This is a genomic window from Turicimonas sp. TL08, from assembly GCF_054660695.1.
This window is the reverse complement of sequence record NZ_BAAGDP010000005.1, coordinates 69,286-93,092: the sequence shown is the minus strand read 5'-3', so window position 1 is coordinate 93,092 and position 23,807 is coordinate 69,286. Positions and strand designations below refer to the sequence as shown.

Annotated in this window: 22 protein-coding genes; 8 read left to right on the top strand and 14 right to left on the bottom strand. The window is 43.2% G+C overall.

Annotation, left to right across the window (positions count from 1 at the left end):
• Window positions 1–24: 24 nt before the first annotated feature.
• Both ACYQ4O_RS04050 and ACYQ4O_RS04045 read right to left on the bottom strand, forming a co-directional pair.
• Complete coding sequence (locus ACYQ4O_RS04050; protein WP_308513578.1) at window positions 25–375, bottom strand: cytochrome c3 family protein; 351 nt, start codon at window positions 373–375, stop codon at window positions 25–27.
• Window positions 376–379: 4 nt separating this feature from the next.
• Entirely contained in the window at window positions 380–1,900 is a 1,521-nt protein-coding gene (locus tag ACYQ4O_RS04045) for a flavocytochrome c (RefSeq protein WP_460174820.1), read from the bottom strand.
• 131 nt (window positions 1,901–2,031) lie between these two features.
• Here ACYQ4O_RS04045 and ACYQ4O_RS04040 point away from each other — a divergent pair, with 131 nt between their 5' ends.
• The gene (locus tag ACYQ4O_RS04040; protein WP_066594680.1) at window positions 2,032–2,607 is read left to right on the top strand and encodes a TetR/AcrR family transcriptional regulator; all 576 of its coding nucleotides are present in this window, start codon (window positions 2,032–2,034) and stop codon (window positions 2,605–2,607) included.
• A 296-nt stretch (window positions 2,608–2,903) separates the two neighbouring features.
• On the opposite strand, the gene ACYQ4O_RS04035 is transcribed toward ACYQ4O_RS04040, so the two are convergent.
• Window positions 2,904–3,203, bottom strand: coding sequence for a hypothetical protein (locus ACYQ4O_RS04035; protein WP_308513576.1), 300 nt, complete (start codon window positions 3,201–3,203; stop codon window positions 2,904–2,906).
• A 17-nt stretch (window positions 3,204–3,220) separates the two neighbouring features.
• On the opposite strand from ACYQ4O_RS04035, the gene mnmE reads away from it, so the two are divergent.
• The 3 genes from mnmE to rsmG are packed head-to-tail and all read left to right on the top strand — an operon-like array spanning window position 3,221 to window position 7,204.
• Entirely contained in the window at window positions 3,221–4,600 is a 1,380-nt protein-coding gene (gene mnmE / locus ACYQ4O_RS04030; RefSeq protein ID WP_308513575.1) for a tRNA uridine-5-carboxymethylaminomethyl(34) synthesis GTPase MnmE, read from the top strand.
• A 41-nt stretch (window positions 4,601–4,641) separates the two neighbouring features.
• Window positions 4,642–6,567 carry a tRNA uridine-5-carboxymethylaminomethyl(34) synthesis enzyme MnmG gene (gene mnmG, locus ACYQ4O_RS04025; protein ID WP_308513574.1) on the top strand — a complete coding sequence of 642 codons (1,926 nt, stop codon included), beginning with the start codon at window positions 4,642–4,644 and terminating at the stop codon, window positions 6,565–6,567.
• A complete protein-coding gene (gene rsmG, locus ACYQ4O_RS04020) occupies window positions 6,551–7,204 on the top strand; it encodes a 16S rRNA (guanine(527)-N(7))-methyltransferase RsmG (protein ID WP_308513573.1) in 654 nt (217 codons plus the stop codon). Before mnmG ends, rsmG begins: the two co-directional genes overlap by 17 nt.
• A gap of 213 nt (window positions 7,205–7,417) precedes the next feature.
• On the opposite strand, the gene ACYQ4O_RS04015 is transcribed toward rsmG, so the two are convergent.
• Both ACYQ4O_RS04015 and ACYQ4O_RS04010 read right to left on the bottom strand, forming a co-directional pair.
• Entirely contained in the window at window positions 7,418–8,611 is a 1,194-nt protein-coding gene (locus tag ACYQ4O_RS04015) for an MFS transporter (RefSeq protein WP_308513572.1), read from the bottom strand.
• 13 nt (window positions 8,612–8,624) lie between these two features.
• Window positions 8,625–10,130 (bottom strand): sigma 54-interacting transcriptional regulator, encoded by a 1,506-nt coding sequence (locus ACYQ4O_RS04010; RefSeq protein ID WP_460174819.1) that lies wholly within the window; start codon window positions 10,128–10,130, stop codon window positions 8,625–8,627.
• 186 nt (window positions 10,131–10,316) lie between these two features.
• Here ACYQ4O_RS04010 and ACYQ4O_RS04005 point away from each other — a divergent pair, with 186 nt between their 5' ends.
• Genes ACYQ4O_RS04005 through ACYQ4O_RS03995 form a run of 3 tightly spaced genes read left to right on the top strand, consistent with a single transcriptional unit; the run spans window position 10,317 to window position 13,899 of the window.
• On the top strand, window positions 10,317–11,843 hold the full coding sequence (locus ACYQ4O_RS04005; protein WP_308513570.1) for a flavocytochrome c: 1,527 nt from the start codon (window positions 10,317–10,319) through the stop codon (window positions 11,841–11,843).
• A gap of 14 nt (window positions 11,844–11,857) precedes the next feature.
• Complete coding sequence (locus ACYQ4O_RS04000; RefSeq protein ID WP_308513569.1) at window positions 11,858–12,214, top strand: cytochrome c3 family protein; 357 nt, start codon at window positions 11,858–11,860, stop codon at window positions 12,212–12,214.
• A 41-nt stretch (window positions 12,215–12,255) separates the two neighbouring features.
• Entirely contained in the window at window positions 12,256–13,899 is a 1,644-nt protein-coding gene (locus ACYQ4O_RS03995; protein WP_308513568.1) for an HAL/PAL/TAL family ammonia-lyase, read from the top strand.
• A gap of 267 nt (window positions 13,900–14,166) precedes the next feature.
• Here the strand turns inward: ACYQ4O_RS03995 and ACYQ4O_RS03990 are convergent, their stop codons facing one another.
• Window positions 14,167–14,532 (bottom strand): hypothetical protein, encoded by a 366-nt coding sequence (locus ACYQ4O_RS03990; RefSeq protein WP_308513567.1) that lies wholly within the window; start codon window positions 14,530–14,532, stop codon window positions 14,167–14,169.
• A gap of 201 nt (window positions 14,533–14,733) precedes the next feature.
• On the opposite strand from ACYQ4O_RS03990, the gene ACYQ4O_RS03985 reads away from it, so the two are divergent.
• Entirely contained in the window at window positions 14,734–15,708 is a 975-nt protein-coding gene (locus tag ACYQ4O_RS03985; RefSeq protein WP_308513566.1) for an AEC family transporter, read from the top strand.
• A 57-nt stretch (window positions 15,709–15,765) separates the two neighbouring features.
• Here ACYQ4O_RS03985 and ACYQ4O_RS03980 read toward each other — a convergent pair whose 3' ends face one another.
• The 8 genes from ACYQ4O_RS03980 to ACYQ4O_RS03945 form a co-directional block, all read right to left on the bottom strand.
• Entirely contained in the window at window positions 15,766–16,134 is a 369-nt protein-coding gene (locus tag ACYQ4O_RS03980) for a RidA family protein (RefSeq protein ID WP_308513565.1), read from the bottom strand.
• Between the two features lie 5 nt (window positions 16,135–16,139).
• On the bottom strand, window positions 16,140–17,228 hold the full coding sequence (locus ACYQ4O_RS03975; RefSeq protein WP_308513564.1) for an ABC transporter ATP-binding protein: 1,089 nt from the start codon (window positions 17,226–17,228) through the stop codon (window positions 16,140–16,142).
• Window positions 17,229–18,896 (bottom strand): ABC transporter permease, encoded by a 1,668-nt coding sequence (locus ACYQ4O_RS03970; protein WP_308513563.1) that lies wholly within the window; start codon window positions 18,894–18,896, stop codon window positions 17,229–17,231.
• Window positions 18,897–18,968: 72 nt separating this feature from the next.
• Window positions 18,969–19,958, bottom strand: a complete 990-nt coding sequence (locus tag ACYQ4O_RS03965) for an ABC transporter substrate-binding protein (RefSeq protein WP_277036267.1) — start codon at window positions 19,956–19,958, stop codon at window positions 18,969–18,971.
• Window positions 19,959–20,233: 275 nt separating this feature from the next.
• Window positions 20,234–20,839 (bottom strand): ABC-type transport auxiliary lipoprotein family protein, encoded by a 606-nt coding sequence (locus tag ACYQ4O_RS03960; RefSeq protein ID WP_308513562.1) that lies wholly within the window; start codon window positions 20,837–20,839, stop codon window positions 20,234–20,236.
• A gap of 4 nt (window positions 20,840–20,843) precedes the next feature.
• Window positions 20,844–21,845, bottom strand: coding sequence for an MlaD family protein (locus ACYQ4O_RS03955; RefSeq protein WP_308513561.1), 1,002 nt, complete (start codon window positions 21,843–21,845; stop codon window positions 20,844–20,846).
• A 3-nt stretch (window positions 21,846–21,848) separates the two neighbouring features.
• Window positions 21,849–22,619: an ABC transporter ATP-binding protein gene (locus ACYQ4O_RS03950; protein ID WP_460174818.1), complete on the bottom strand. Its 771-nt coding sequence runs from the start codon at window positions 22,617–22,619 to the stop codon at window positions 21,849–21,851.
• 2 nt (window positions 22,620–22,621) lie between these two features.
• Window positions 22,622–23,719, bottom strand: a complete 1,098-nt coding sequence (locus ACYQ4O_RS03945) for an MlaE family ABC transporter permease (protein WP_308513559.1) — start codon at window positions 23,717–23,719, stop codon at window positions 22,622–22,624.
• Window positions 23,720–23,807: the final 88 nt, after the last annotated feature.

Genomic DNA, 23,807 nt, shown 5'->3' with positions numbered 1-23,807 from the left:
AATCTAGTTGTGTATTCAAGTTGTTTAGCGGAAATTTTGCCATTCGACCTTGTGACAATTGCTGCAAAGGTCTTTACTCTGTTTATGCTCTGAGTGGCATACAGAGCACTCTACGGTATCCCCATAGTGTGCAGACTGATGAGGCTTTTTACCCTGGGGATTGTCCTTTGTTTGGATGTTTTCCATCGGACCGTGGCACGCAATGCATTGTGTGCTCGCCGGCTTTGTGAACGATTCTTGGCTGCCGTGACATGTAGCGCATTGCATCTGTGCAGCCATTTTGTGCTTCATGGGCATTCCGGCTAAGTTCTCGGCAAATGCAGCGTTCATTCCCATACAAGCGAAAACAGTAAGTGCAAAAAGAATTTTTCTCATTTTTTTACTCCTTTGCTCCGACGAGCGCGGCAGCATTTTTTCCGGCTTCAAGGCCAAAGACTAAACAATCTACTGAAGAGCAGCCTCCGAGGCGATCCATCCCATGAACGCCGCCTGTAACTTCGCCTGCAGCATACAAACCGGGAATCGGTTTTAATGTTTCAACGGAAATGACCTCGGCTTTCGGCGTAATTGCAATACCGCCCATGCAGTAATGAAGTTTCGGTGTGAGTCTCATTGAGTAGAACGGAGCTTCAAGCTTCTGTTTCACATCCAGAGGCTTTTCAAACGGATCTTTTCTCTTGCCGGCAACAATTTCGTTGTACTCTGCAATTTGCTGTTTTAATGCAGCCAGAGGGATTCCGTAGTCTTTTGCCAAGTCTTCAACAGTGGCGTGTCTAAAGACGCAGCCGTCACGGTAAGCAGCCTTAAATCCTTCGGCATGCTCAGTGGTCTTCTCAGAGCAGAATGCGATCGGATAATTGATTTTGTCTTTTTCGCTTTCACCTAAAACCTTGAGTTCGGCTTCAGCTCTGGTTCTGCGGTCGGCAAGCTCGTTCATGTAACGGCGGCCGGTTTTCGGATTAATAGAAATGCCTTCGGCAAATGCATAATCGGCAAAGAAGCTTCCCGGACCGGCACCCTTTTCATCAGGAGAAGCCCATGGGCCGAGCTGATACATGTCAAGCATTGTTGGAAGTGCTCCGGCTTTTAATAAACCTCGCAGCATCTCAGCGGTAGCACCCGGCTGAGAAGTACATTCCAAAAGTGCATAGGCGGGCATTGTTGTCTTAATAAAGTCATTGTCCAGGCCCCATCCCCCTGTACATACGACAACAGCACTGCGTGTGCCGATACGGGCAGTTTTGGCGGACGTTCCGTCGTTCCAGTTGTAGCCGACATTGCACTGTACGCCTTTAACCTTACCATCTGAAAGTACAAGTTCGGTTACCTGAGTTCGATTTTGGAATTTAACGCCGTGTGCTTTGAGCCATTTATGAATTGGAATTACGATGCCGCCGCCGGAAGCAGCTTCCGGGACCAAGGCGCGAGGAGCGCTGTGACCGCCTAAACGAATAACTTTATCTTTAAGCTGAACCCCGCATTCATCGAGCATGGCACAAACACCGGGAGCGTCAGATGCAAACTTACGAGCTAATTCCGGATGGTTAAAGCCTCTTCCTGCTTTATACATATCTGCCATCATCATTTCGACAGAGTCCTTAATTCCTTTTGATTTTTGTTTAGGACTCAACGGCAGAGACATAAGGCCTCCGCAAAGGCAGGAATTACCGCCGAAAGCTTCCATCTTTTCAAGAATTAAGATGTCTTTTAATCCGGCTTTTACTGCTGAGTAAGCGGTGGCCAATCCGGCAAATCCGCTGCCGACAATAACGATGTCATGGATCTCATCAAAACCATTTACTTCAGCTGCGTTAGAGGGACCGGAGAAAGCAGCGGCTAAACCGCCTGCAACGAACCCTTGAAGCAAACTGCGCCTTTTCACTAAATTTGAGTTATTCATGTTTTCTCCTTACTATACCGTCTGGACGGTTAATATATTAGGACGCAAAAAGATTGTTTGAAATTGGTAATTACACTTAGGTTAAAATTCAAATACTTAGTTGAGAAGCATTATTAGAATGGGTTTTAAGAATGAATCAAAAAAATGAGAAAACCGCTAAGAGGAGTGCGGCTGAAACAAAAAAAATAATTCTTGCTGCAGCCAGAAAAATTGCCGTTAAAGACGGCGTAGCACAGCTTACTATTGAGGCCGTAGCCAAACAGGCCGGAGTCAGCAAAGGCGGTGTGCTCTATCACTATCCGAGCAAGAAAAAACTGATTATGGCCTTAATGGATCAATATGTGGCCCACTTAAATCAGGAATTAGAAACGGCTCTTGAGAAAAACCAAGACAAGCCATATGCTCTTGTCCATGCTTTCATAGATTGGTTTAAGAGAAGAGATGGTATTGCGCCTGAAAATCGAGACTGGGGCGCCGCGATTTTTACAGTTCAGTCTTTTGATATGTCTTTGATGGAGCCGCTGCATCAGTGGTATCGAAATCTTTTCCAAAAAATCCGTGAATCTGTGGAAGATAACGCTAAAACCACATTGGGAGTGATCGCTCTAGAGGGCTTTTTTATGCTCTCTCTATACAACTTAGACTATTCCACTCCGGAAGAAAGAGAAAAAGTGCTAGGACTAATTAAAGAATTATTGCGTCAGTAAAGCGCATTTGTTAGATGCCGTTTTTGAAGTCAGTATAGGAGCTGAAAAACCAGACGTTTACTTGAGAAGGACGTTTCAAAAAATACCTTGAAAGAGTGGAACGCTTATTTGAGAAATTTGCGGCACATTAATTTGATAAATGACAGCGTGTGTAGGCTCTTCTTAGTTTCTGCCTGGAAACGTAGAGAGCCTTTAAATAAGGATCATTTCTCAGAAGTCAGGCTCAGAATTGACAAATGTTAATTTCGGAAGCTGAGAATTAAGACAGAGAACTCTACAGAGCATCGAGAAAGGAATTATCTTTGTTTACGTTTAGAGAAATAGACCAATAAAAGAAGAGGCCAAAGCCAAGTACTGATAACCCATAAAAAGAAGAATCTTGACGTGGTCTTTTCGGGTGCCTTTTTGCTGACGTAACCAATCGCAAACGCACCTGCAACCACCCATGCGAGGATTAAAATATAAACTGTTGATCTTGCTTGATAAGTATCACCGAATATAGAACCAAAAAAGGCTGCGACAGGAATGGCCAACAAAACAGCGGTTGCGCCACCTATTAAGTTAGAGCCTATTTGGTTATTTTGTTTTAGAGACATAGCTAGCCCGAAAATTTATGAATGATAATTTTAACGACCCTATCGTAGCTTTGGCTACCGGGACAGGTAATTCAGGAATAGGAATCATCCGCCTTTCCGGTAAAGACGAGATAATCCAAGAAATAGCAAAATTAGTTTTGCCTAAGTTCAAGCCTGAAAATAGAAAGGCTCAGTTGCTCTCTTTTGTTGATCAAAATCAAGAACAAGTCGACAAAGTCATCACTCTCTATTTCAAGGCGCCAAATTCATACACAGGGGAAACAGTCCTTGAAGTCCAGTCTCATGGTGGACAAGTTCTTCTTACGTGGATTCTTGAGATTCTTTTAGAAGTTGGCAAGAAGTATTCGTTGAGATTGGCAGAGCCAGGAGAATTTACTGAGAGAGCGTTTTTGAACGGGAAAATGGATTTAGTCCAAGCCGAAGCTGTTGCTGATTTGATTGATGCCAGCTCGAGAAATGCTGTGCGTGCGGCCTCCCTCTCCTTAAAAGGCGAATTTTCTAAATATGTTCATGAAGTCTCGGAATTGCTTATTCGTCTTCGTATTGAAGTTGAAGCAATTCTCGATTTTCCTGAAGAGGAAATCGATTTTATTACTGAGTACAACTGCAAAGAAAGACTTGAAGAAATTATCCGAGATATCAAACAAACCTTAGAAATTGCACAGCAAGGAGAAACTCTTCGAGATGGTTTTAAAGTTGCTCTAGTTGGTCAGACAAATGCCGGCAAATCCAGTATTTTGAACCGACTGGCCGGAGATGAAATTGCCATTGTGTCCGATGTTGCCGGAACAACTAGAGATAAAATTCAAACTTTGATACATCTGAATGGCATTCCTTTCCATATCACCGACACCGCTGGTATTAGAGAAACCTCCGACAAAGTAGAAAAAATCGGTATAGAAAGAGCTAAAAATGAGATTTCTAAGTCCGACATAGTTGTCAGAGTCCTTGATGGAGGCGATCCGGAAAAATCAAAGAATGATGAAAAGATTCTAAGTTTGGTTAAACAATTAACTCACGAAGACATTCCAATACTCACAGTCTTGAATAAGTCTGACCTTCTTTCTGAGGATAGTGTTTCACGTGAAACAGAAATTAAAACGTCTGCTCTGACAGGAGAAGGAATTAATGATCTAAGAAATGCGTTGTTAAAGGCTGCGGGTTGGAAACCTAAAGAATCTGTCTTTATTGCTCGGAAACGTCACCTAGACAGTTTGAATTCTGCCTTAGCTCATCTTGAACTGGCGCAAGAGCTAATTTCTTATAACGACATGAAATTGGAACTGTTTGCGGAGGAGTTGAGATTAGCGAACGATGATTTGGGAAGTATCGTCGGAAAGACAACAAGTGATGATCTTTTAGGGCTTATCTTTAAAGGTTTTTGTATTGGTAAATAAACTTGTTTCACGTGAAACAACATACTAGGAAAGAATAAAAAATGGAGTTTTATCCGAAAAGCTACGATGTAGTTGTTGTAGGCGGAGGAAATGCAGGTATTGAAGCTGCTGCTGCAAGTGCAAGAATGGGGGCAAAAACTCTTCTTATCACGCATAATTTCGATACTTTAGGTCAACAGTCCTGCAATCCGTCTATCGGTGGAATTGGTAAAAGTCATTTGGTAAGAGAATTGGATGCTTTAGATGGAGTTATGGCTAAAGTCACTGATCTCTCAGGTATTCAGTTCAGGCTGTTGAATGCTTCAAAAGGTGCAGCAGTACGGGCAACTCGTGCCCAGATAGATAGAACGCTATATAAGAATCATATGAGAAAGATTGTGGAAAATATTCCAAATCTTTCACTTATGGAAGCCGCTGTAGACAATGTAATTGTTGAAAATGGAAAAGCTATCGGCGTTATTCTTGATTCACAGATTGCAATCCGCTGCAGAGCCGTCGTTCTGTCAGCCGGAACTTTCTTGAACGGAAAGATATTTGTTGGTTTGTCAGCATATGCTGGCGGCAGAGTCGGGGATCCTTCTGCAATTGCTTTAGGAAATGATTTAATGAGTTTGGGTCTTCCTAAGGGCAGACTTAAAACCGGAACCCCGGCACGTTTGGATGGAAGAACAATCGATTTTTCTAAGTGCACTATTCAATATGGAGATTCTGAACCGACACCGGTATTTTCGTTTTTAGGTTCGGCAGATCAACATCCTGAACAGATTCCCTGTTGGATTACAAATACCAACACAACTACTCATGACATTATTCGAAACGGTTTAGATCGTTCACCGCTCTACACCGGAATCATTGAAGGTATCGGACCCAGATACTGCCCTTCTATTGAAGATAAAATCCATCGTTTTGCCTCCAAAGATTCTCATCATGTATTTTTGGAGCCGGAAGGTTTAAATACTCATGTTTATTATCCGAACGGTATTTCAACCAGTCTTCCTTTTGATGTTCAAATCAAATTTATTCACTCTATTCCGGGACTGGAAAATGTAGAAATTTTGAGACCGGGATACGCTATTGAATATGACTACTATGATCCTCGTTCTCTGAAATCTACTTTAGAAAGTAAAGATATTGAAGGATTATTTATGGCCGGTCAGGTAAACGGCACAACCGGATATGAAGAGGCTGCCGCTCAGGGTATTTTTGCCGGCATCAATGCAGTTCTTTATACACGTGACCAAGAGCCGTTCCATCTAAGACGTGATCAAGCTTATCTAGGAGTGATGGTCGATGATTTGATTACAAAAGGTGTTAATGAGCCTTATAGAATGTTCACTTCTCGAGCTGAATATCGCCTCAGTCTAAGGGAAGATAACGCTGACCAAAGGCTTACGGAAATCGGTTATAAGCTTGGTGTGGTTGGACAAGAAAGATGGGAAGCTTTCTCTAGAAAGATGGATATTCTTCAGAAGGAAGAAGAGAAATTAAAGTCTACTTGGGTCAATCCCGGTGTTATAGAGCCGAATATTGAGAAGGAAATTCTCGGTAAGGAGTTGGTAAAAGAAAGCTTGTTGTATTCCTTATTGAAGCGGCCGGAAATGAATTATTCAAAGCTGACTCAACTTGTCGATAAGGAAGGAAATCCGCTTTTGAAAGATCCGATTCAAGACAAGGAACTTTCTTCTCTTTTGGAAACTCAAGTTAAATATTCCGGATATATTGATCGCCAGCAAGCCGAGGTTCAGAACAATCTGAATAAGATGGAAATCGTTATTCCAAATGATTTCAACTACGACGATGTTAAGGGTTTGTCTTTTGAGATTTGTCAGAAACTTAAAAATGTCAGACCGGAAACTATCGGACAAGCGTTAGCAATTTCCGGGGTGACCCCGGCGGCTATCTCTATTTTGTTGGTCTACTTAAAACGCTACGAGCTGCAGAAAGGTAAAAATGTCAAAGGATCTTAGATCGCTGCTTGAATCAGGATTGTCAGATTTAGGTTTGACGTTTGATGAAGTACAGGTAAAAAAGTTGCTTCAATATTCAGATTTGATTTTGAAGTGGAACAAAACTTATAACTTGACGGCAATCAAGACAAGTGAGGAGGTGATCGTCAAACACCTTCTAGATTCTCTGTCCGTTTGCAAAATTCTTCAAAAATTAGCTGAAAAAGGCAATAAAAAGGTCTTGGATGTCGGATGCGGTGCAGGGCTGCCAAGCCTGCCCTGCTCTATGTTCTCGCCGGATCTGAGCTTTACTTTGGTGGATTCTGTTGGCAAAAAGATTATGTTTGTGACCCAAGTATGCACACTTTTAGGTTTAAAACACGTCTTTCCGAAGCACGAACGTATAGAAGATGAACCCCGGAGTAATAAGTTTTCAGTTATCACATCGCGTGCTTTCACTTCCTTAGAAAATTTTGTTGAGCTCACCAGAGATCTTTTGGAAGAAGATGGAAAATGGTTGGCCTTGAAAGCAAAATTGGAAAAGAGTGAAATTGCTGCAATTCCTGAAGACGTAGAAATTGAAGAAGTCGTAGATTTGAAAGTTCCTTTCCTAAACGAGACACGATGCATTGTAATTCTCAAAAAGAAAAGGCCTTGATTAAATCAGATTTGAGTTAAACAGTATTTATAGAGGAAAGGTTTATGCCGATCCTCTTTCTTTTTGTCCGTCCAGAGAGAGGGTCGTCTCTCTATAGACCAAATCGCGAATCCTTCCTATAGGAGCTGATGGCATTAAAAACAGCCTCCGAGTTCTGACAGCTTATCTTTTTACTGGATTGAAGTATCAAAAATATTCGATGGCTCCTAAAAACTACTTCTGTTTTGAAGAATCATCGGTCGGAGCAAAGAGGTAGGTCGAAATAAATCCTGTCGCGAGGATGAAAACAGCCGAGATAATAATGGACGATATTGAGAAATTAGAAAGAAAATAAGGAAAGAAAAAAGCACTGAGCCCGGAAATAAAACGCGTTACACAAGTAAGAATGCCAATGGCCTGCTCTCTTATTTTTACATCGAATATTTCGTTCGGATACACATAATCTAGAGTTGTCTGGAGCCCGTATGAAGCTGCATAACCAATAAATGCAAAGACGATAATCCATAAAGACACAGAGTCGGCCCAAAGGAGCGGTATAAGACAAAGCGCCATGAGAGCGAAGGTTATTAAGGCTAAAAATTTTCTGGTGAACTTATCGATAATCAAGTAAGAGCAAGAACTTCCGATGAAGAAAAAAATATAAGTAACGCCCAATTGGAAAAAACTTCCGCTTCCTGAAAAACCTAAAGCTTCCATGATAGAAGGACCGAAAAGAAGTATGACGGTCACAGGAATGCATTGACAAGTCCAGAACACACAAAGAAAGCCTAGGTTCAACAAAGATTCTTTAGACCAATGTTCACTTATTGGAGAGGAAAAGTCGTCTCTAGAGCCTTTTTCAGAGGTTTTAGACGTATTGCTGAAATAAGGAAGCCTTGTTAAAAGGACAACCAACGGAATTAAGGCCGGTGCAGCTAAAAGAATTTCCGGCGAAACCGAGAACAAACTAGCAAGCCAGAAAACTAAAATGGCAAAAATTGCGCCCCAATACCAGCTAGACATTAATAGTGTAAGTCCTTTAGCTTTAAAGGTTGTATGGCATTGGCTGGAGAAAAAGACTTGAGAGATTGGGTAGTCGCTGCCGATAAAGAATCCGAACAAGAAGCGAGCAGCCAGCAGATAGAGAAAGCTATCAAAGAAAATTTGAGAAAGAAGCAGAATAAAGACGCCCAAAGGGCTCAAAAAATAAATGTTTTCGGTTTTGAGTTTTTTGCTGCCGGCACTAACCAGAAAAGATCCTGCCATTACTCCGAAAAGGTAACTGGTTCCATAGGCACCTGCGGTCCAAGCGCTTAAATTAAATTGAGGTGCTAAAGAAAGAAGCAGAAATCCGCCGGAAACGGTAAAAAAAGCATCCAAGAAAGGAGTTCCGCTGGCGCCTAAACAAAGAAGATACTGATTCCGCATCGAGACCTCGTCATCAGTAATGGATATTGAGTTTTTTTAGTTTGCTTCTTAATGTATTCGGATGCATTTTTGCAATTTCAGCGGCTCCCCCTGGCCCCGAAATTTTGCCTTTTACGTGATGAAGCAAAGATAAAAAATACTGTCGGACAGTATCTTCATAAGAAGTTGAGGCGCACCCATTATTTCCTTCCTTTGCACGAATTGCAGAAGAATTGAATAAAACTTGCTTAAGTTCAATTTGTGAACTCTGACTGGATAACACTGCTCGTTCTAATGAGTTTTCTAATTCACGGACATTCCCGGGCCAAGCGTAATTGCGAAGGAATTCAATAGAATGCGAAGAAAGTACAGGCTTGATTTTTAATCCGTATTTATCTTTAAGTTTTCCTAAAAACAGCTCTGAAAGAAGCACGGCATCCTCTCCTCTTTCACGAAGCGGTGGTATTGAGATTGGATAAACGTTTAAACGAAACCAAAGATCTTCTCTGAAAGTTCCGTCTTTTACCATCTGCTGAAGATTGCGGTGAGTCGCGGCAACAACACGCACATTAACTTGAATTTCTTTAGTGCCCCCTACTCGGATGATTGTTTTTTGCTGTAAGGTTCTAAGTAAGCGTACTTGCGCACTAGGCGTTAGTTCACCTATTTCATCAAGGAATAAAGTACCGCTATCTGCTTGCTCAAAGAATCCTTTTCTTGTTTGCTTTGCATCAGTGAACGCGCCTTTTTCATAGCCGAATAGTTCTGAGTCAAGAAGATTGTCGGAGATGGCGCCGCAATTAATTTTGACTAGAGGTCCATTGGAGCGGGACGACATAGAGTGAATTAAATCTGCGATTACTTCTTTGCCCGTTCCCGTCTCTCCAAGTACTAAAACGGTGGCCTCTGTGGGTGCAATCTTTTCTATTTGTTCGGCAATGCTCGAAAGTGAAGGAGAATGCTTTAAGAAATTAACGATAGGCTTTCTTTTTTCTATTTCCAGACTCTCTAGCAGCTTGGATTTCTCCTTTCCTAACTGGCTATTTTCTTTAAGAAGAAAGGTGTTCAGCGCATTGCATGTGACTAAAGCCAAAGGATCATGAAGACGTTGGAGAAGTTCGGCTTGTTTTTCGCAGAAGTGATGACCGAATTGGCTGTAGAAGCAAACCACACCTAAATGTTTTTCGTCTTTAAAAAGGTCTAGCATCAAGAAAGACTTAACCTCCGGGATGGCCTGAGATAAGACGTATTGAGTGAAAGGATCATCCGTAATTTCTTGGATACACAGAACTGCGCCTCTTTCTTTTTTTAACTTTTGGAAGAAATAGCTTGGGACTTTGATTGGAGCCGGAAGCGGTTGAATGCCGGCCCTACTAATATGTCCTAGAAAAGAGACGGCTTGCTTGGATCTATCGAAAAAATTAATGAAAACGCCGTCAGCATCAAGTTTCTGATTCAGAACAGTAAAAAGCCGAAAAAGAGATTTTTCCAGACTGAGGCTGGAACAGAGGACTTCAACCAAATGAGATATGTCTTCCATGGTTCTCACTAAATATCGTAATTCACGAAATATCGTAAAAAAATTATACGAAATTTCGTGAATTATTCTGATTAGGATTTCTATCTATCCTGGGAAATATAAATAAAACAATCGGTTAACAGCAATAGATACAATTGGCATAGAGCTTGCAATAAATAATTCAAACCCAATAATCAAGGAGCAAAAATGCAAGCTTTGGAGTCTTCACGAAGAAATTTTATCAAGGCCGGTTTGGCTGCTATCGGTGCTTTAAGTGCCGGAGGAGTCACCGCTCAAGGAAAAGTTAACCATAAATTTGACAAGATTGTTGACGTAATCGTTGTCGGTAGTGGATTTGCAGGATTAGCTGCCGCTCTCGAAGCAGCAGAAAAAGGAGCATCTGTTCTTCTTCTAGAGAAGATGCCGGTTTTTGGGGGTAACTCAGCAATTAACGGCGGTGCTTTCGCCGTGGCCGGTTCTCCTCTTCAAGAGAAAGAAGGCATCAAAGATTCTCCTGAACTAATGCTTCAGGACATGATTAAGTCAGGACGTGGTTTAAGTCATGTGGATTTATTAAAGAACATTGTTTACGGAACACGGCCTGCTTTTGATTTCACGGTTAAATACGGCGTGAAATACAAACCGTTTGTTCAACATTTTGGCGGGCACAGTGTCCCGAGAATTATGCAGACTGTTGAAAGTACAGGCGGCGGTATCACACGTCCGTTAGTCGAAGCAGCCCGTAAACAAGGTGTGGATCTTCACACTAGTGCAGCAATGGAAGACTTTATTCGAGATGAAAACGGTCGGGTAATTGGTTTAGTTGTGAGAGAAAAATTTAATTTTCCGCAAAAAGATTCAGGTCTGGTTCTGAACTATGGTGCAAGAAAAGGGATAGTGATTGCGTCCGGCGGTTTTTCTCAAAATGTTCAGTTTAGAAAGGCTATCGACCCGTCATTAGATGAAAAACTCGAGTCAACTAACCATCCCGGGGCAACCGGAGAATGTCTGATGGCTATGCTTGCATTGGGAGCCATGCCTATCCAGCTAGATCAGATTCAGCTTGGCCCATGGTCTAGTCCCGATGAAAGAGGTTTCGGTCTTGTTTCTCAGTTCAATACTATTGCAGGTTTTCCAAAAGGCATTATGGTTGATCGCCGGACCGGACGTCGGTTTGTTGATGAACTGGCCGATCGCAAGGCTAGATCCGATGCAATCTTGAGTCAAATTGATGAAAACGGAAAGCCTGTGTATCCGATTTGTTTTGTAGATAGTGAAGGCGTCAAATTAGCTCAAACTTTAAAGAACGGATTGAAGTACGGCGTAATTAAGAAATTTGATTCGTTGGAAGAGCTGGCTAAAGCGTATGACATCCCTGCGGATAACTTGATTAAGCAGGTAAATGAATTTAATGAGTATGTTCGAAATGACAAAGATGAGCAGTTCAATCGTCCGTTAGCGCTAGCTGTTGAGATTGCCAAGGCACCTTTCTACGCCGCTCGAGTATGGCCGAAGGTTCATTACTGCATGGGAGGTGTAGCAATCAACAATAAGGCGCAGGTCCTTAGCGTCAGAGATCTTAAACCGATTCCCGGACTTTATGCAGCCGGGGAAGTCACAGGAGGGACACACGGAGCTTCTCGTTTAGGTGGCTGTGCTATTGCTGACGGCCTGGTCACGGGCAGAACCGCAGGTGCACAAGTTGCTGCCGAACCTTCACAGAATCTCAGCTAATCCAAGGAATAGATATGAAAACGATTAAAGCCTTACTCATTGTTTGTTTAACAGTATTAACAGTCTCAGTTTCTGCGCAGCAAATGAAGACGCATCATCAAATAATTAAAGATTGCTCTGTCTGCCATACAAAAGAAAATGCCGTAAAAGGGAACGAATTTGTTAAACCGAACAATGCTTCTTGTCAGTCCTGTCATGGAAGTTATGAGGACCTGGGTAAGTTGGTCCAAAACAAAATTAAGGGAGAACCTAATCCTCATACTAGCGCTCACTATGGTTCTGGAATTGAATGCACGGCTTGCCATAAAGAACATAAGCCCAGCGTTGTTTACTGCAACAACTGTCATGAGTTTAAGTACCAAATGAAATGACCTATAGACAGAAAACCTTGAATAAAATGAAGGACAAGATAATGAAACACTCAATACTTTCAATTATGGTTATGTTGGCGGCAACGGCACAAGCAGGCGTAGTTACTTTGGATGGTCATCATCTGACTCAAGAGCAAGCCTGGTCCATCGCTGAAGGAAAAGATACGGTTGAAATATCTCCCGAAGCTTATGAACGGCTAGAGAGATCTCATCAACTTGTGGAATTAGCTGCTAAAGGTGGCACTCCTGTTTACGGATTAACCGTTGGAGTAGGCCTTAATAAAGACAAGCCTCTTTTTTCGGCCAATGGAGAATTATCTCAAGAGGTTCGAGAAGCCTCCAAGGCATTCAATAGGAATGCTTTGAGAAGCCATTCTGCCGGAATTGGTCCAATGGCTGAAGATGTGATTGCTCGACTGCAGCTGGTTATCCGCCTCAATACATTGTTGGCCGGTCAGACTGGGGCGCAGCCTAAAGTTGCTGAACTGTATCGCGACTTTCTAAATAAAGGGATCACGCCGCAAATTCCAGCTCGAGGATCGGTCGGAGAAGCTGATATTACGCTGTCCTCTCATGTAGGAGCAGTGATGATGGGAGAATGGAAAGCTAAAGTGGATGGAAAAGTTGTTAGCGGGGCTGAAGCTTTGAAACTTAAAGGAGTTTCTCCGCTTGATCCTCAAGGAAAAGATGCGCTGGCAATTCTCTCAACCAATGCAATGGCTGTTGCTCAGGTAATGAAAGCAAGGAAGGATGCAAAGGCCTTAGCTGATTTTTCTCCTGCGTTGTTTGCACTAAGCTTGGAAGGATTAAATGGAAATATTGCGCCTGTATTACCGCAGGCAGTTTCTGTCCATCCTTTTAACGGATTAGAAAAAGAAGCCTCTAGGATAAGAGATGCATTAGACGGCTCATATTTATGGAAGAAGAATGAGGAGCGTGCACTGCAGGATCCGCTTTCTTTCCGAACCTCAGTTTATGTTTTGCGTGAAGTTAATCAAGCACTTAACCATTTAGATGAAGAGCTGCAGGTGCAGTTGAACTCTTCCGATGATAATCCCGGAACAATTTTGAATGCGGATAAGAAATACAGTGAGCAAGACCAAGTAGCCATGTATTTTGTCGAAGGAAAGGATGTAAAAGGGGCAATCGTTCCTACGGCTAATTTTGAACCCTTGCCAGTAGCAATCGCCGCACAAAGACTTGGGATCGCTCTTACGCATCTTAGCCACAACAGTGTCCGGAGAACTATTCATTTGTCGGATGATCATTTTACTGGGCTCACCCGCTTTTTGTCGGATCCGAAAAACAAAGGACACGCATTCGGCGCTATTCAGAAGCCGTTTGTAGCTCTGCATAGTGAGAATCAAACTTTGGCAAATCCTGTTTCTTTCTTGGGAACTCCGGTCGCCGGAGATATTGAAGATACCTTCACAAATCTTCCTTTGGTTGCTGAAAGGTTAGCAAAAATTGCGGATAACACTGCCTATATCTATAGCCTGGAATTGCTCCATGCAGCCCAAGCAGTAGATTTGAGAACTAAGCTGAAAGGACAGTTTGCAATGGGCAAAGATTCACAAGAGTTATATAAGCGGTATCGACAGGCAGTTAAGTATGTCGGTGAAGATCGGATTTTTACTGATGATATAGAGAACGGTAAAAATCTGATTATGAATAACTCAAAATAGAAAGTTATAACAATGAGAGGAGATGTCGAATTAGAGACTCTCCTCTTTCGCATTTGACCGAAGAGTGACTTGTGCTGCCGGTACCGACTGAAAACATATCTGAGGAATTAGAAGATATTTTTTTGAACTATTGTTTAACAATATAGTTTGCAAAGAGACCTGATAACCGGTTAGAAGACACGTAGCGTTTTCTGCATTCTCAGAGGATGAACATCGTCTCCTACCTGCCTAATTGAGTATAAAAGTGAGAAAAACTAAAGGCCTTTTTCATACGTGAAGAGGATAATGTTCTTTGATTCTGCCGTTGTAGAACACCACTGAAGAAAGAATAGTTAAAACTCCGCAGGCAATAAGAATTGAGACGCCTAAAGCAAAGGGCATGCCGGATGTAATTCTGCGGAGGTAAAGGTTGTAGGCCGATATAAACCATTCAATACCGAAGCCGATAAGACTTAATTGCCAAAGCCAGCAAACCGGACGGAAAGGAATAATCAGCAGGATAAGTAAGATAACCGGAACAGCTAGCCAAAAATAACTGCCCCAAAAATATAAATGGGCCGCAAATAGAATTGCTCCCAAAATCGGAAAAATCAGTCGCCACATATCAGTATTTGTTTGTGAGGCCAGAATCACTACCTCTTCCCTTCTTGGTTCTGTCCGGTTTTATTAAAAAGAATTCCCCAAAGTTTAAAGAGGATCTTTGAGGTTTGCAGGAACAAACTCCTTCTTTTGAGAAATGTTACTCACTCCAAAGTTATGGAATTTCCTGATCTGTTTATCCACAGCTAATTTTTCTAAGTTTTAGACTAACGTAAACATTGGATAAAAAGAAAAATGGAACTCGAACTCCTCTCCCAGTTTCTCTTTCAGTTTGAAAGAAGTTCGCCGTTGTTTCTGCTGATCTTCTTAGGATTTGCTTTAGCTAAATGGTTTGGTTTTAGTAAAGCGGCTGGAAATATCTTGGCTCGGTTTGCTTTCAATATCGCGTTGCCGGCAATGTTGTTTCGCCTTCTTTCAGACCTCTTCACTAAAGAGAACCACGCCGATTTAAGGCTGCTTTTGGCATATTTCGGAGCTTGCATTATCTTATTTTTTATTGGGCGCTTTGTCGCCAAGAGAGTCCTTTCAATGCCTCCGGTAGATTCCGCTATTTTCGGTACCGGATGTGTATTTTCTAATAATGGACTGCTTGGACTTCCATTGGCTATTGCCATGCTGGGAGAAATTGTAACGCCTTCAATTTCCGCAGTTCTGTCGATGAATGCCATGATTTTGTGGACTCTGGTTTCTATTGCTGTGGAGTTTGCTCAACAGACCGGTCATTTAACCGTGAAGAGCTTCCTTAAGACGTTGCTGACCGTTTTCAAGAATCCTCTCATTATCTCCATCTTCTCGGGTGTTTTGTGGAGCTGTACAGGTCTGAAGATTCCATATGTGATCGATGAGCCTTTGCGTCTTATCGGTAATTCAGCAACGGCCATCAGCTTAATTGTTGTGGGAATGGGTTTAGCTGAATATGGCCTTGGAAGCGGTATTCGTAAAAGTATTGTTTTAAGCGGAATAAAGCTCTTTGTGCATCCGGCTTTAATTTTCTGTTTGGCTTGGTTAATAGGCCTTGGACCGGTGGAAACGACTGCCGTAGTGTTCCTTGGCTGCTTACCGATTGGTGTCAATGTCTATTTGATGTGCAAGCAATTCCATGCTGCAGCTGACATTATTGCCAATGCCATGATAATTACGACTGTGATGTGCTCCTTCACTATTCCGTTAGCCGTAACCGTGCTAAGACATTTCTTTCCTATGACCTAACGAAAAAGGCCTCTGAATCGAGAATTCAGAAGCCTTCTAAAGGAAAGAACAAAAAGTTTACTCGGGCATTTCAGCCATGAGTTCAACCTCAAGTTTGTAACCGAAATGAAGTTCCTTTACAGGAACGACAACGCGCGCAGGACGATGGTTTCCAAACGCTTTAGCATAGAGCTCATTAATACGGGGCCAATCGTTGATATCCGCAACGTAGACGCGGCAATTAACAACGTCTTGAAGAGATACGCCGGTGAACCCTAAAACCTCTCTAATGACCTTGAAAACAGCTTCAAATTGATCGTCTAATGAGTCCTGCGGCTTTACCAAGTTCGGCAGAATTCCGGACATATAGAGCTGTCCTTTGGAAATTACGGCATGAGAGTAGTGACCGTTCGGAGGTGGCAAATTGGGAACAATAATTTCACGCATGAGGTTTATTTCCTAATAATGACTCCGGCTTGCGGAACAAAAGATGCTTCCCGTTCGAGACCTACGTCTAAAATCTTCATGCCCGGTAAGAAAGGAATGCCCATGGAATAAGTCTTGTCGGTAATGCCTTGAACTTGAACGTGATAGTCAATCTTGTCTCCTTCAAAGAGAGTATTCACGATCTTTACCGGAATAGCATTCTCAGAGCCGGAGGCAAAAGAAAGATTTTCCGGACGAACAACCAATAAAGCTTCTTTGCCGACTTCCGGAGGATTTTGCTTTCCTAGACGGGCTTGAATATTTCTGCCGTTAACGTTGAAAATGCCGTAGTCTCCGTTCTTGCTGACGAGAGTGCCGGGGATGAGGTTGGCCTGACCAATGAAATCCGCAACAAAAGGAGAAGCCGGATCGTCATAGAGGTCAAACGGAGAACCTAACTGTTCAATGTGACCGCGCTGCATAACCATGATGCGGTCGGACATGGTCAGAGCTTCTTTCTGATCGTGGGTAACGTAGAGGCAAGTCAGAGAAAGATCTTTCTGGATGCGTCTGATCTCAGTTCTCATGTGCAGTCTTAACTTAGCGTCCAAGTTAGAAAGCGGTTCATCCATGAGAATGATTTTTGGTCTGAGAACCAATACACGAGCTAAAGCAACGCGCTGCTGTTCGCCCCCTGAAAGCTGGTTAGGATAGTTCCCTTCTGCGTTTTCAAGGCCGACCATTGCTAAGGCTTCATGGACTTTTTTCTTGATGGAGTCAGTGGTCTCGCGTCTGATCTTCAGGCCGTAGGCAACGTTGTCAAAAATCTTCATATGCGGAAAGAGCGCATAGTTCTGGAATACGAATCCCATGTCTCTTTCATTTGCCGGAACTTTAGTGATGTTCTCACCGTCCAATAAAATTTCACCGCTGGAGGGCGTCTCAAAGCCGGCGATCATTCTAAGAGTCGTCGTTTTTCCGCATCCCGACGGCCCGAGGAATGTTAAGAATTCACCGGTCTGAACTTCCAAATCAACCGAAGAGACCGCCGTAAAATCTTTTCCGTCTTTAATGTAATGGCGGGAGATATTTTGTAAACAAAGGGCAACTGACATTTAGCGGAGACCTCCGGTTGAATTACCTACAGGGCAGACAGTCTTCGCAATTAAAGACATAACGCCTGAAGCAATGAAAACAATAATAATGAGAACGATAGAGAATGCACAGGCCTGAGCAAATTGCAGCTCAGTCATACATTCAAGAATGCGGGTCGTGATAAGAGACCAGTGAACCGAGACCAAGAAGATGGTCGCGCTGATGGCGGTCATGGAGTGGATGAACAAATACTTCATACCTGCCATTACTGCCGGCAATACCAAAGGAACGGTAATTCTCCAGAACGTATAGGCTGAAGAGGCGCCTAAGCTGGTGGAAGCTTCTTCAATGGATGGATCAATCTGAGTAAGAGAAGCAATCACGTTGCGGATACCGGCTGATGAATAACGGAACACATAGGCTGCGATAAGAATATAGACGGTACCTGTTAACACGATTGGTTTGTCGTTAAAAGCAATAATGTAAGCAATACCGACGACCGTACCCGGAAGCGTGTAGTTCAGCAGGGAAATCGTTTCTAATGTCTTATGGCCTTTAACTTTAAGCCACTTAGTGACATAGCCGATTAATACGGCAAGCAGTCCGCCGATCGGAGTGCCGACGCAGGCAATAATCAAAGTATCTTTAATCGCCTTGCTGCCGAAGGTAAAGACGTAATGGTAGTTCTCGAATGTCAGAGAGTTATCCACACCCCAAACCTTGATGAGCGAACCGATGAGAATAATGGAATAAAGATACAGAACAAAAGCCGAAATAAAGGTCACGGTGCCGAGAACGACGCCAGTAATAAGCGCACCCGGGCCTTTGATGGAGCTTCTTCCGCCTGCTTTACCGGTAACGGTAACGAAGCTTCTGCGGCTGACCCAGAAATTCTGCAGACCGTAAACAATCAAAGCGGGAATAATGAGCAGGAAGGACAATGCAGCACCGCCCTTGAAGTCATACATACCGGTAATCTGCAAGTAAGCTTGTGTCGGCAGAACCGGGAATGAGTGACCGCCTAAAACCTGCGGTGTGGCGAAGTCTGCCAGTGAGCAGGAGAATACGAGCAGGAAGGCGTTGGCTAAACCGGGAGCTGCTAATGGGAATGTAACTGTTCTAAAGACATTAAATGGAGAAGAGCCTAATGAATATGCTGCATCTTCCAAGTTCGGATCAATTCTTAAAAGAATTGTCGTCAGTGTCATGAAGGCAATCGGGAAATAAGTCAGAGTTTCTGAAATATAGGTGCCCCAAAAGCCGTAGAAATTAAAGTTGTCCAGGCCGAAGAATTGAAGCAAGATGCCGTTTGGGCCTAAGGAGAGAGTTAAAGCGATGGAACTGGTGAAGGGAGGTGAAATAAGCGGAAGAAGTGTTACCGCTGAAATCGCGAATTTTAACCAGCCCGGCATGGAAAGCCGAGTCACCGCAAAAGCAAAAATAAAACCGATGATGGTTCCGGTCAGACCGACTGCTGTCGCTAAAACAATACTGTTGACGATGGCCCTTCTGTCGTACCAGTTGTCCAAGAAGGGTTTTAAGTTGTCAAAGGTAAAGTGTCCGTCAACCCAGAAAGTAACCCCTAATAAGCGGACTAATGGGTAGACGACAAAGACACCCATGGCCATCCATAAGGCAAAAACAGTAAATTTGGTTACCAGATCATTTTTTTCAGAGCTTTTGACCATGGGTTTGCTGCCTATGTTTAAGGGCCCCCGAAGGGGCCTTAGTTTTAAGAATTAAGTAAATCAATATGTTGATTACTTAATGACTTCGTTGATCCAGCGGTTTGTATATTCTTTTCTCTTTTCGCCTTTCCAAGTTGTGTCAACGTCTTTGAGGTTGATCTTGGAGAGGTCAAGAAGCGGATTGGAAGTCTTAACGTCGTTGCGTGTAGGAACGTAGTTGATCTTGTTGGCAACGATGAAGTCTGCGAATTTCTTGCTGGCAGCCCAGTCAACGAACTTCTTAGCGGCGTCCAGGTTCTTAGCACCCTTGACGATACCTGTTGCTTCGATACCGTAGGAGACACCGTCTTCCGGATAGGTGATAACAACCGGATAACCCTGTTGCTTAATATCTAAAGCGTCAACAATGTAGAAGATACCGGAAGCGCATTGACCGGTAGCGATTGGCATGGCACCGCCCGCACCGCTCTTGGTGTACATCTGGATGTTGCCGTTAAGTTTCTTCTGATATTCAAAGGCAGGATCTTCGCCTTTAACCTTAACTAAAGAGTAGATGCGTTCTGTAGCGGTTCCGGAAGTTCTGGCATCGGCCATCTGAAGGTTGTTTTTGTACTTCGGATCAAGGAGGTCATCCCACTTTGTAGGAGCCTGCATCTTGTTCTTTTCCAAGAACTTAGTATTAGTTAAGAAGCACAGAGGAATAATACCGATACCGGTCCAGCGATTGTCTTTGTCTCTAAGATTTGCAGGGATAGCATCGGAATCTTTTGGTCTGTAAGATTCGAAAATCTGATCTTTAGCGCCTGCAGCATATGTATCGGCAGGACCGCCAAGCATAACGTCAACCTGAGGGTTGCCCTTTTCAGCTGTCAATCTTGCCAAGGCTTCCCCTGAGGAGAAACGCAGGAAGTTAACTTTGATTCCGGTATCTTTAGTGAATTCAGCAAATACCTTGGATGCGTACTTCTCAGGCATGATGGAATAAGCGTTGAGAGTTTCTGCTGCGCTGACAGAACCAGCAAGGAAGCAAACAGACAACGCTGCTACACTAAATAATTTCATATTGAAGCCTCTTTAAGAGTTGAAAAAAAGCAGAATGTCACAAACTGTTATTCTATAGTCACTTCCATGCCTACAAAAGAGGGAGAACCTTGTCGGCTCAGTATTTTTGAGAATTTTTTTTGCTTTTTACGAACTTGGAGAATTCTTTTGTTGCCTCCAAACAAAACTCTTTATGTTTTGGTTTCGTCTAGTGGCTGAATAAAAATTTATTTCTATAACTCATATAAAAAAGGCCGTTCAACCGAAAATTGAGCGGCCAAGATGATTATTAGGCATTACTTGATGAATTTATGGTTCAAGTCTTGGGTGAGCTTCTCGAATAAGTTGTTAAAGCCAACTGAGTAGCTTTTGATCAACGCGGGGATGCTTTCCTGCTCGATCGGGGTGACTATCCGATAGTGTTTGTTGAATACCAGTTTGTCATTTGAAGCTCTCGTTACTGATACATCCATCGAAATAACTGTATCTCCCGGCTGCTGAACTGAAGCATTGGCAAAAAGTTCAGAGATATAGATAGTCATCTGATAGTCCGGAGATGCAAGACTGTTTGGAGCTAAAACCATACTCCAGGGACCTGTCTTATCGAGCCATTGCCTTAGGTCATCACCGATAATATCGTTGGGAGAAGCCACTAAGCGATTGATATTAGTTGCATAAAAGCGGTTGTCTTTGCCCTTGATGTACAGCTTAGGACTGTTGTAAGGCGTTGCAATATCCGGCAGGTTGACTCTGACGGATGCAGGAAGCTTCTTAGAAGAAATAACAGTCGCAGGAGGAGTCAAAATTGAAAAATCGTAATAATTCAAAGGAGGTCTGTCCGGAAGAATCGAACATCCGGCAAGAAAAGCAAAACTGGCAGCTAAAGTTAATTTCTTAATCATTTTCTTATTTCTCCCCTGTTCTTAACACTTTTTCTGTAGAGCTCTTCGGAGGGACAAAGAGAGCACTTGGGTCATTGACCAACTCACGGCTCAGACTTTGAAGATTTTGAGTAATTCGGTTGATATTGGCAATAATCTGCTGAACTTCGTACTGATTATTGCCGACCAAGCCGTTAAGCCGTTGAGAAAGTTGCGTAAGGCTATCGACGAGTTTGCGTGTATTGGTCTTCTGAGCCATAGTTCCGAAATTCTTGGCGGCAGCGTCTAATTGACCAATAAGTTCGTTCAGACTTTGAATGTCGATTTCTGAAATCTTGGTATCAGTGTTCGTCAGTAAAGTATTTAAGTTGGTTCCGATGTCTTGAACGGTAGAAGCATTGATGCTTTCTGCAATTCTGTTCAAATTGACTATAAGAGAATTAATTGCCGGTAACGTGTTGGAAACATACTTCTCGATATCCATCTCATCTAAGCCTGCAAGGAAATTTTTAACGTTTTCAATAACTTCATTGCTTAAGCTCGGAGCCGATGGGATGTATGGATATTCAGGGTGCCAGGTAAAAGAAATGCTGTCAGCAGGATACTTTTCAGGATCTAAAAATTCCAAGGAAATATACAGAGAGCCTGTGATACCGGCTAACTGAGTTTGGGCTCGCAGCCCCTCTTTTATATAGGTGTTTAGTTCTTGATGGACACTGTCGGACGGCAAATTAAGCTGCATTCTGACTACGGCCACTGAGTTCAGATTAGAGATTACATCTTGTGCTGACTTCGGGTACGCTTCCGTGGATAGAAGAATCTCTTTCACCTCGCCTACTTGGATGCCGCGAAATTTAACCGGAGAGCCGACTTCTAATCCGCTGATAGAGTATTTAAAGTAAGTTTCAGTGATGGTCTTGGGTTTAGTAAGAGAAGGACCTACAAGAACGACTACAGCGGCAATAATCAAAAGGACAGCGGCGATAACAAACAACCCTAATCTAAATAATTTTGTATTGTTATTCATAGATTATTCCTCACCGTCCGGTTGTGCGTTAAAGAACTGGCGAACTCTCGGATTGGGAGAGTGCTCCCTCAATTCTTCAGGAGAACCGTCGGCAATGATGGATTTGCTGACAGGATCCAGCATGAGGCAGCGGTCGGCAATCCGGAAAATACTTTTCAGCTCGTGGCTGACTATTACAAATGTACAGTTCAAATTTTTTCTTAACCTAAGAATTGTTTCATCAAGGTTGGCAGCAGTAATAGGGTCCAGACCTGCGCTCGGCTCGTCCAGAAGCAGAATTGTGGCTCCTAGCGCAAGCGCTCTGGCAATACCAGCCCTTTTGATCATGCCCCCTGAAAGTTCCCCAGGCATCAGGTTGGCGGCATGAGGCATTTCCAGAGCGGCTAAAAGCATCTGAGAAGTCAGGTTCTTGGCCGCCATTGGAAGCTTTGTAAATTGGTCCAGCGGAAAACGGACGTTTTCTAAAACCGTTAGCGAACCAAACAAAGCTCCGCTCTGATACATGATCCCCAGACCTCTTTGGATTTCAGCTATCTTTTCTTGATCAGAGTGAATGATGCTTTCCCCTCTGATTAGGATGTCGCCAGCCATCGGTGGGTTAAGACCGATAATTGTTTTCATCAAAGTGGATTTACCGCAGCCGGAGCCTCCCATGATAAAAACGATTTCATTTTGCAGAATATCGAAGCTGACGTTCTCCAACAGAATCTTCCCCGGCCACCCCATGGTCAGGTTTTCGACCCGAATAACTGATTTTTTATTGTTTTCTATCATCATCAGAAACCTAGTCTGTTTGCCAACAAAGCCGCAACGCCGTCAATGACGACAATCCATACAATGCTGCGAACCACAGCTTTGGTGGTCGAGATACCGACTGCAGCTGCGCCTGCTCCCGTATTCATCCCGCATTCGCATCCGATTAAGGCAATTACATAGCCGAAAATAACAGCTTTACCCAAACCAAAGAAGATGTCCCCGAGAGTCATCGAGCCTACCAACTGTACGTAGAACTGCATCGGCGTAATGTCGTATAGACCCATGACCAACGCTCCCCCGAGAATCCCGGTAAGTGAAGCAAAAACTGATAATAGGGGTACTACCACGGAGGATGCTAATAAGCGGGGGACCACTAAAAAGTGCATTGGGTCTAACCCAAATGTGGTTAAGGCATTGAGTTCTTCATTAACCTTTTGGGTTCCTAACTGAGCAGCGAAGGCGGAGCCTGAGCGGCCGGCAAATAAAATGGCAGTCATTAGAGGGCCGAGCTCGCGGGTAACGGCAATGCCGATTCCGTTGACCACAAAAATAACGGCACCGAAAATCTGAGCGACCAAAGCAGTTTCAAAGGCAATAATCACACCCATTAAAAAGCCGATTAGGCACACAATCCCGACAGCGTTGCTTCCGGTGTCGTCGCTGACGCTGAGAATTTCTTTTAGCCGGAAGCGCTGAGGATGGATAAATAGAGAGCAGATGGCGCAAAGACTCTCTCCCAAGAAAGTTAAGCTAGCTTTGGTTCCTTGAAGGAAAGTATTTAGCCAGGCACCGCAGGCAACGATAAAGCCTTCTCTTTGCTTAGGAGCTGGAGGTTGAGCCGTAAGATTTTTAGTCATCGTGACATACACTTGCTGTATGTCTTGAGGAGTGTTAATCAGCTTGACGTTGGGGCCGGCGTGGTTAATTTGAAATAATAGAGCGATGCCGGACTCGTCACAAATCTTGACATTTTGAGCGTTGAATACAACAGGTTTAGAAGAAGGGGAAATAACTTTGCTCCAATATTGGTTAGAGCAAGCCGCTGTCAGTTCGGCAGGCAGCATAATCTCTGCTGACGCTTGCGTGCTGCCGTTTGAATTAGCGAGTGTCTGATCCATTTTCTTACCGTTCTCGAACAAGTATTGAGTTCTCAAAATATTCGAATCGTAATACTTGCCTCCTGCGAGTTTTCTAAATTAACTTAAA

Bases quoted from the DNA above. Each gene is read 5' to 3' on its own strand.
- ACYQ4O_RS04050 (WP_308513578.1), bottom strand. From the start codon at position 375: ATGAGAAAAATTCTTTTTGCACTTACTGTTTTCGCTTGTATGGGAATG.
- ACYQ4O_RS04045 (WP_460174820.1), bottom strand. From the start codon at position 1,900: ATGAATAACTCAAATTTAGTGAAAAGGCGCAGTTTGCTTCAAGGGTTC.
- ACYQ4O_RS04040 (WP_066594680.1), top strand. From the start codon at position 2,032: ATGAATCAAAAAAATGAGAAAACCGCTAAGAGGAGTGCGGCTGAAACA.
- ACYQ4O_RS04035 (WP_308513576.1), bottom strand. From the start codon at position 3,203: ATGTCTCTAAAACAAAATAACCAAATAGGCTCTAACTTAATAGGTGGC.
- mnmE (WP_308513575.1), top strand. From the start codon at position 3,221: ATGAATGATAATTTTAACGACCCTATCGTAGCTTTGGCTACCGGGACA.
- mnmG (WP_308513574.1), top strand. From the start codon at position 4,642: ATGGAGTTTTATCCGAAAAGCTACGATGTAGTTGTTGTAGGCGGAGGA.
- rsmG (WP_308513573.1), top strand. From the start codon at position 6,551: ATGTCAAAGGATCTTAGATCGCTGCTTGAATCAGGATTGTCAGATTTA.
- ACYQ4O_RS04015 (WP_308513572.1), bottom strand. From the start codon at position 8,611: ATGCGGAATCAGTATCTTCTTTGTTTAGGCGCCAGCGGAACTCCTTTC.
- ACYQ4O_RS04010 (WP_460174819.1), bottom strand. From the start codon at position 10,130: ATGGAAGACATATCTCATTTGGTTGAAGTCCTCTGTTCCAGCCTCAGT.
- ACYQ4O_RS04005 (WP_308513570.1), top strand. From the start codon at position 10,317: ATGCAAGCTTTGGAGTCTTCACGAAGAAATTTTATCAAGGCCGGTTTG.
- ACYQ4O_RS04000 (WP_308513569.1), top strand. From the start codon at position 11,858: ATGAAAACGATTAAAGCCTTACTCATTGTTTGTTTAACAGTATTAACA.
- ACYQ4O_RS03995 (WP_308513568.1), top strand. From the start codon at position 12,256: ATGAAACACTCAATACTTTCAATTATGGTTATGTTGGCGGCAACGGCA.
- ACYQ4O_RS03985 (WP_308513566.1), top strand. From the start codon at position 14,734: ATGGAACTCGAACTCCTCTCCCAGTTTCTCTTTCAGTTTGAAAGAAGT.
- ACYQ4O_RS03980 (WP_308513565.1), bottom strand. From the start codon at position 16,134: ATGCGTGAAATTATTGTTCCCAATTTGCCACCTCCGAACGGTCACTAC.
- ACYQ4O_RS03975 (WP_308513564.1), bottom strand. From the start codon at position 17,228: ATGTCAGTTGCCCTTTGTTTACAAAATATCTCCCGCCATTACATTAAA.
- ACYQ4O_RS03970 (WP_308513563.1), bottom strand. From the start codon at position 18,896: ATGGTCAAAAGCTCTGAAAAAAATGATCTGGTAACCAAATTTACTGTT.
- ACYQ4O_RS03965 (WP_277036267.1), bottom strand. From the start codon at position 19,958: ATGAAATTATTTAGTGTAGCAGCGTTGTCTGTTTGCTTCCTTGCTGGT.
- ACYQ4O_RS03960 (WP_308513562.1), bottom strand. From the start codon at position 20,839: ATGATTAAGAAATTAACTTTAGCTGCCAGTTTTGCTTTTCTTGCCGGA.
- ACYQ4O_RS03955 (WP_308513561.1), bottom strand. From the start codon at position 21,845: ATGAATAACAATACAAAATTATTTAGATTAGGGTTGTTTGTTATCGCC.
- ACYQ4O_RS03950 (WP_460174818.1), bottom strand. From the start codon at position 22,619: ATGATAGAAAACAATAAAAAATCAGTTATTCGGGTCGAAAACCTGACC.
- ACYQ4O_RS03945 (WP_308513559.1), bottom strand. From the start codon at position 23,719: ATGGATCAGACACTCGCTAATTCAAACGGCAGCACGCAAGCGTCAGCA.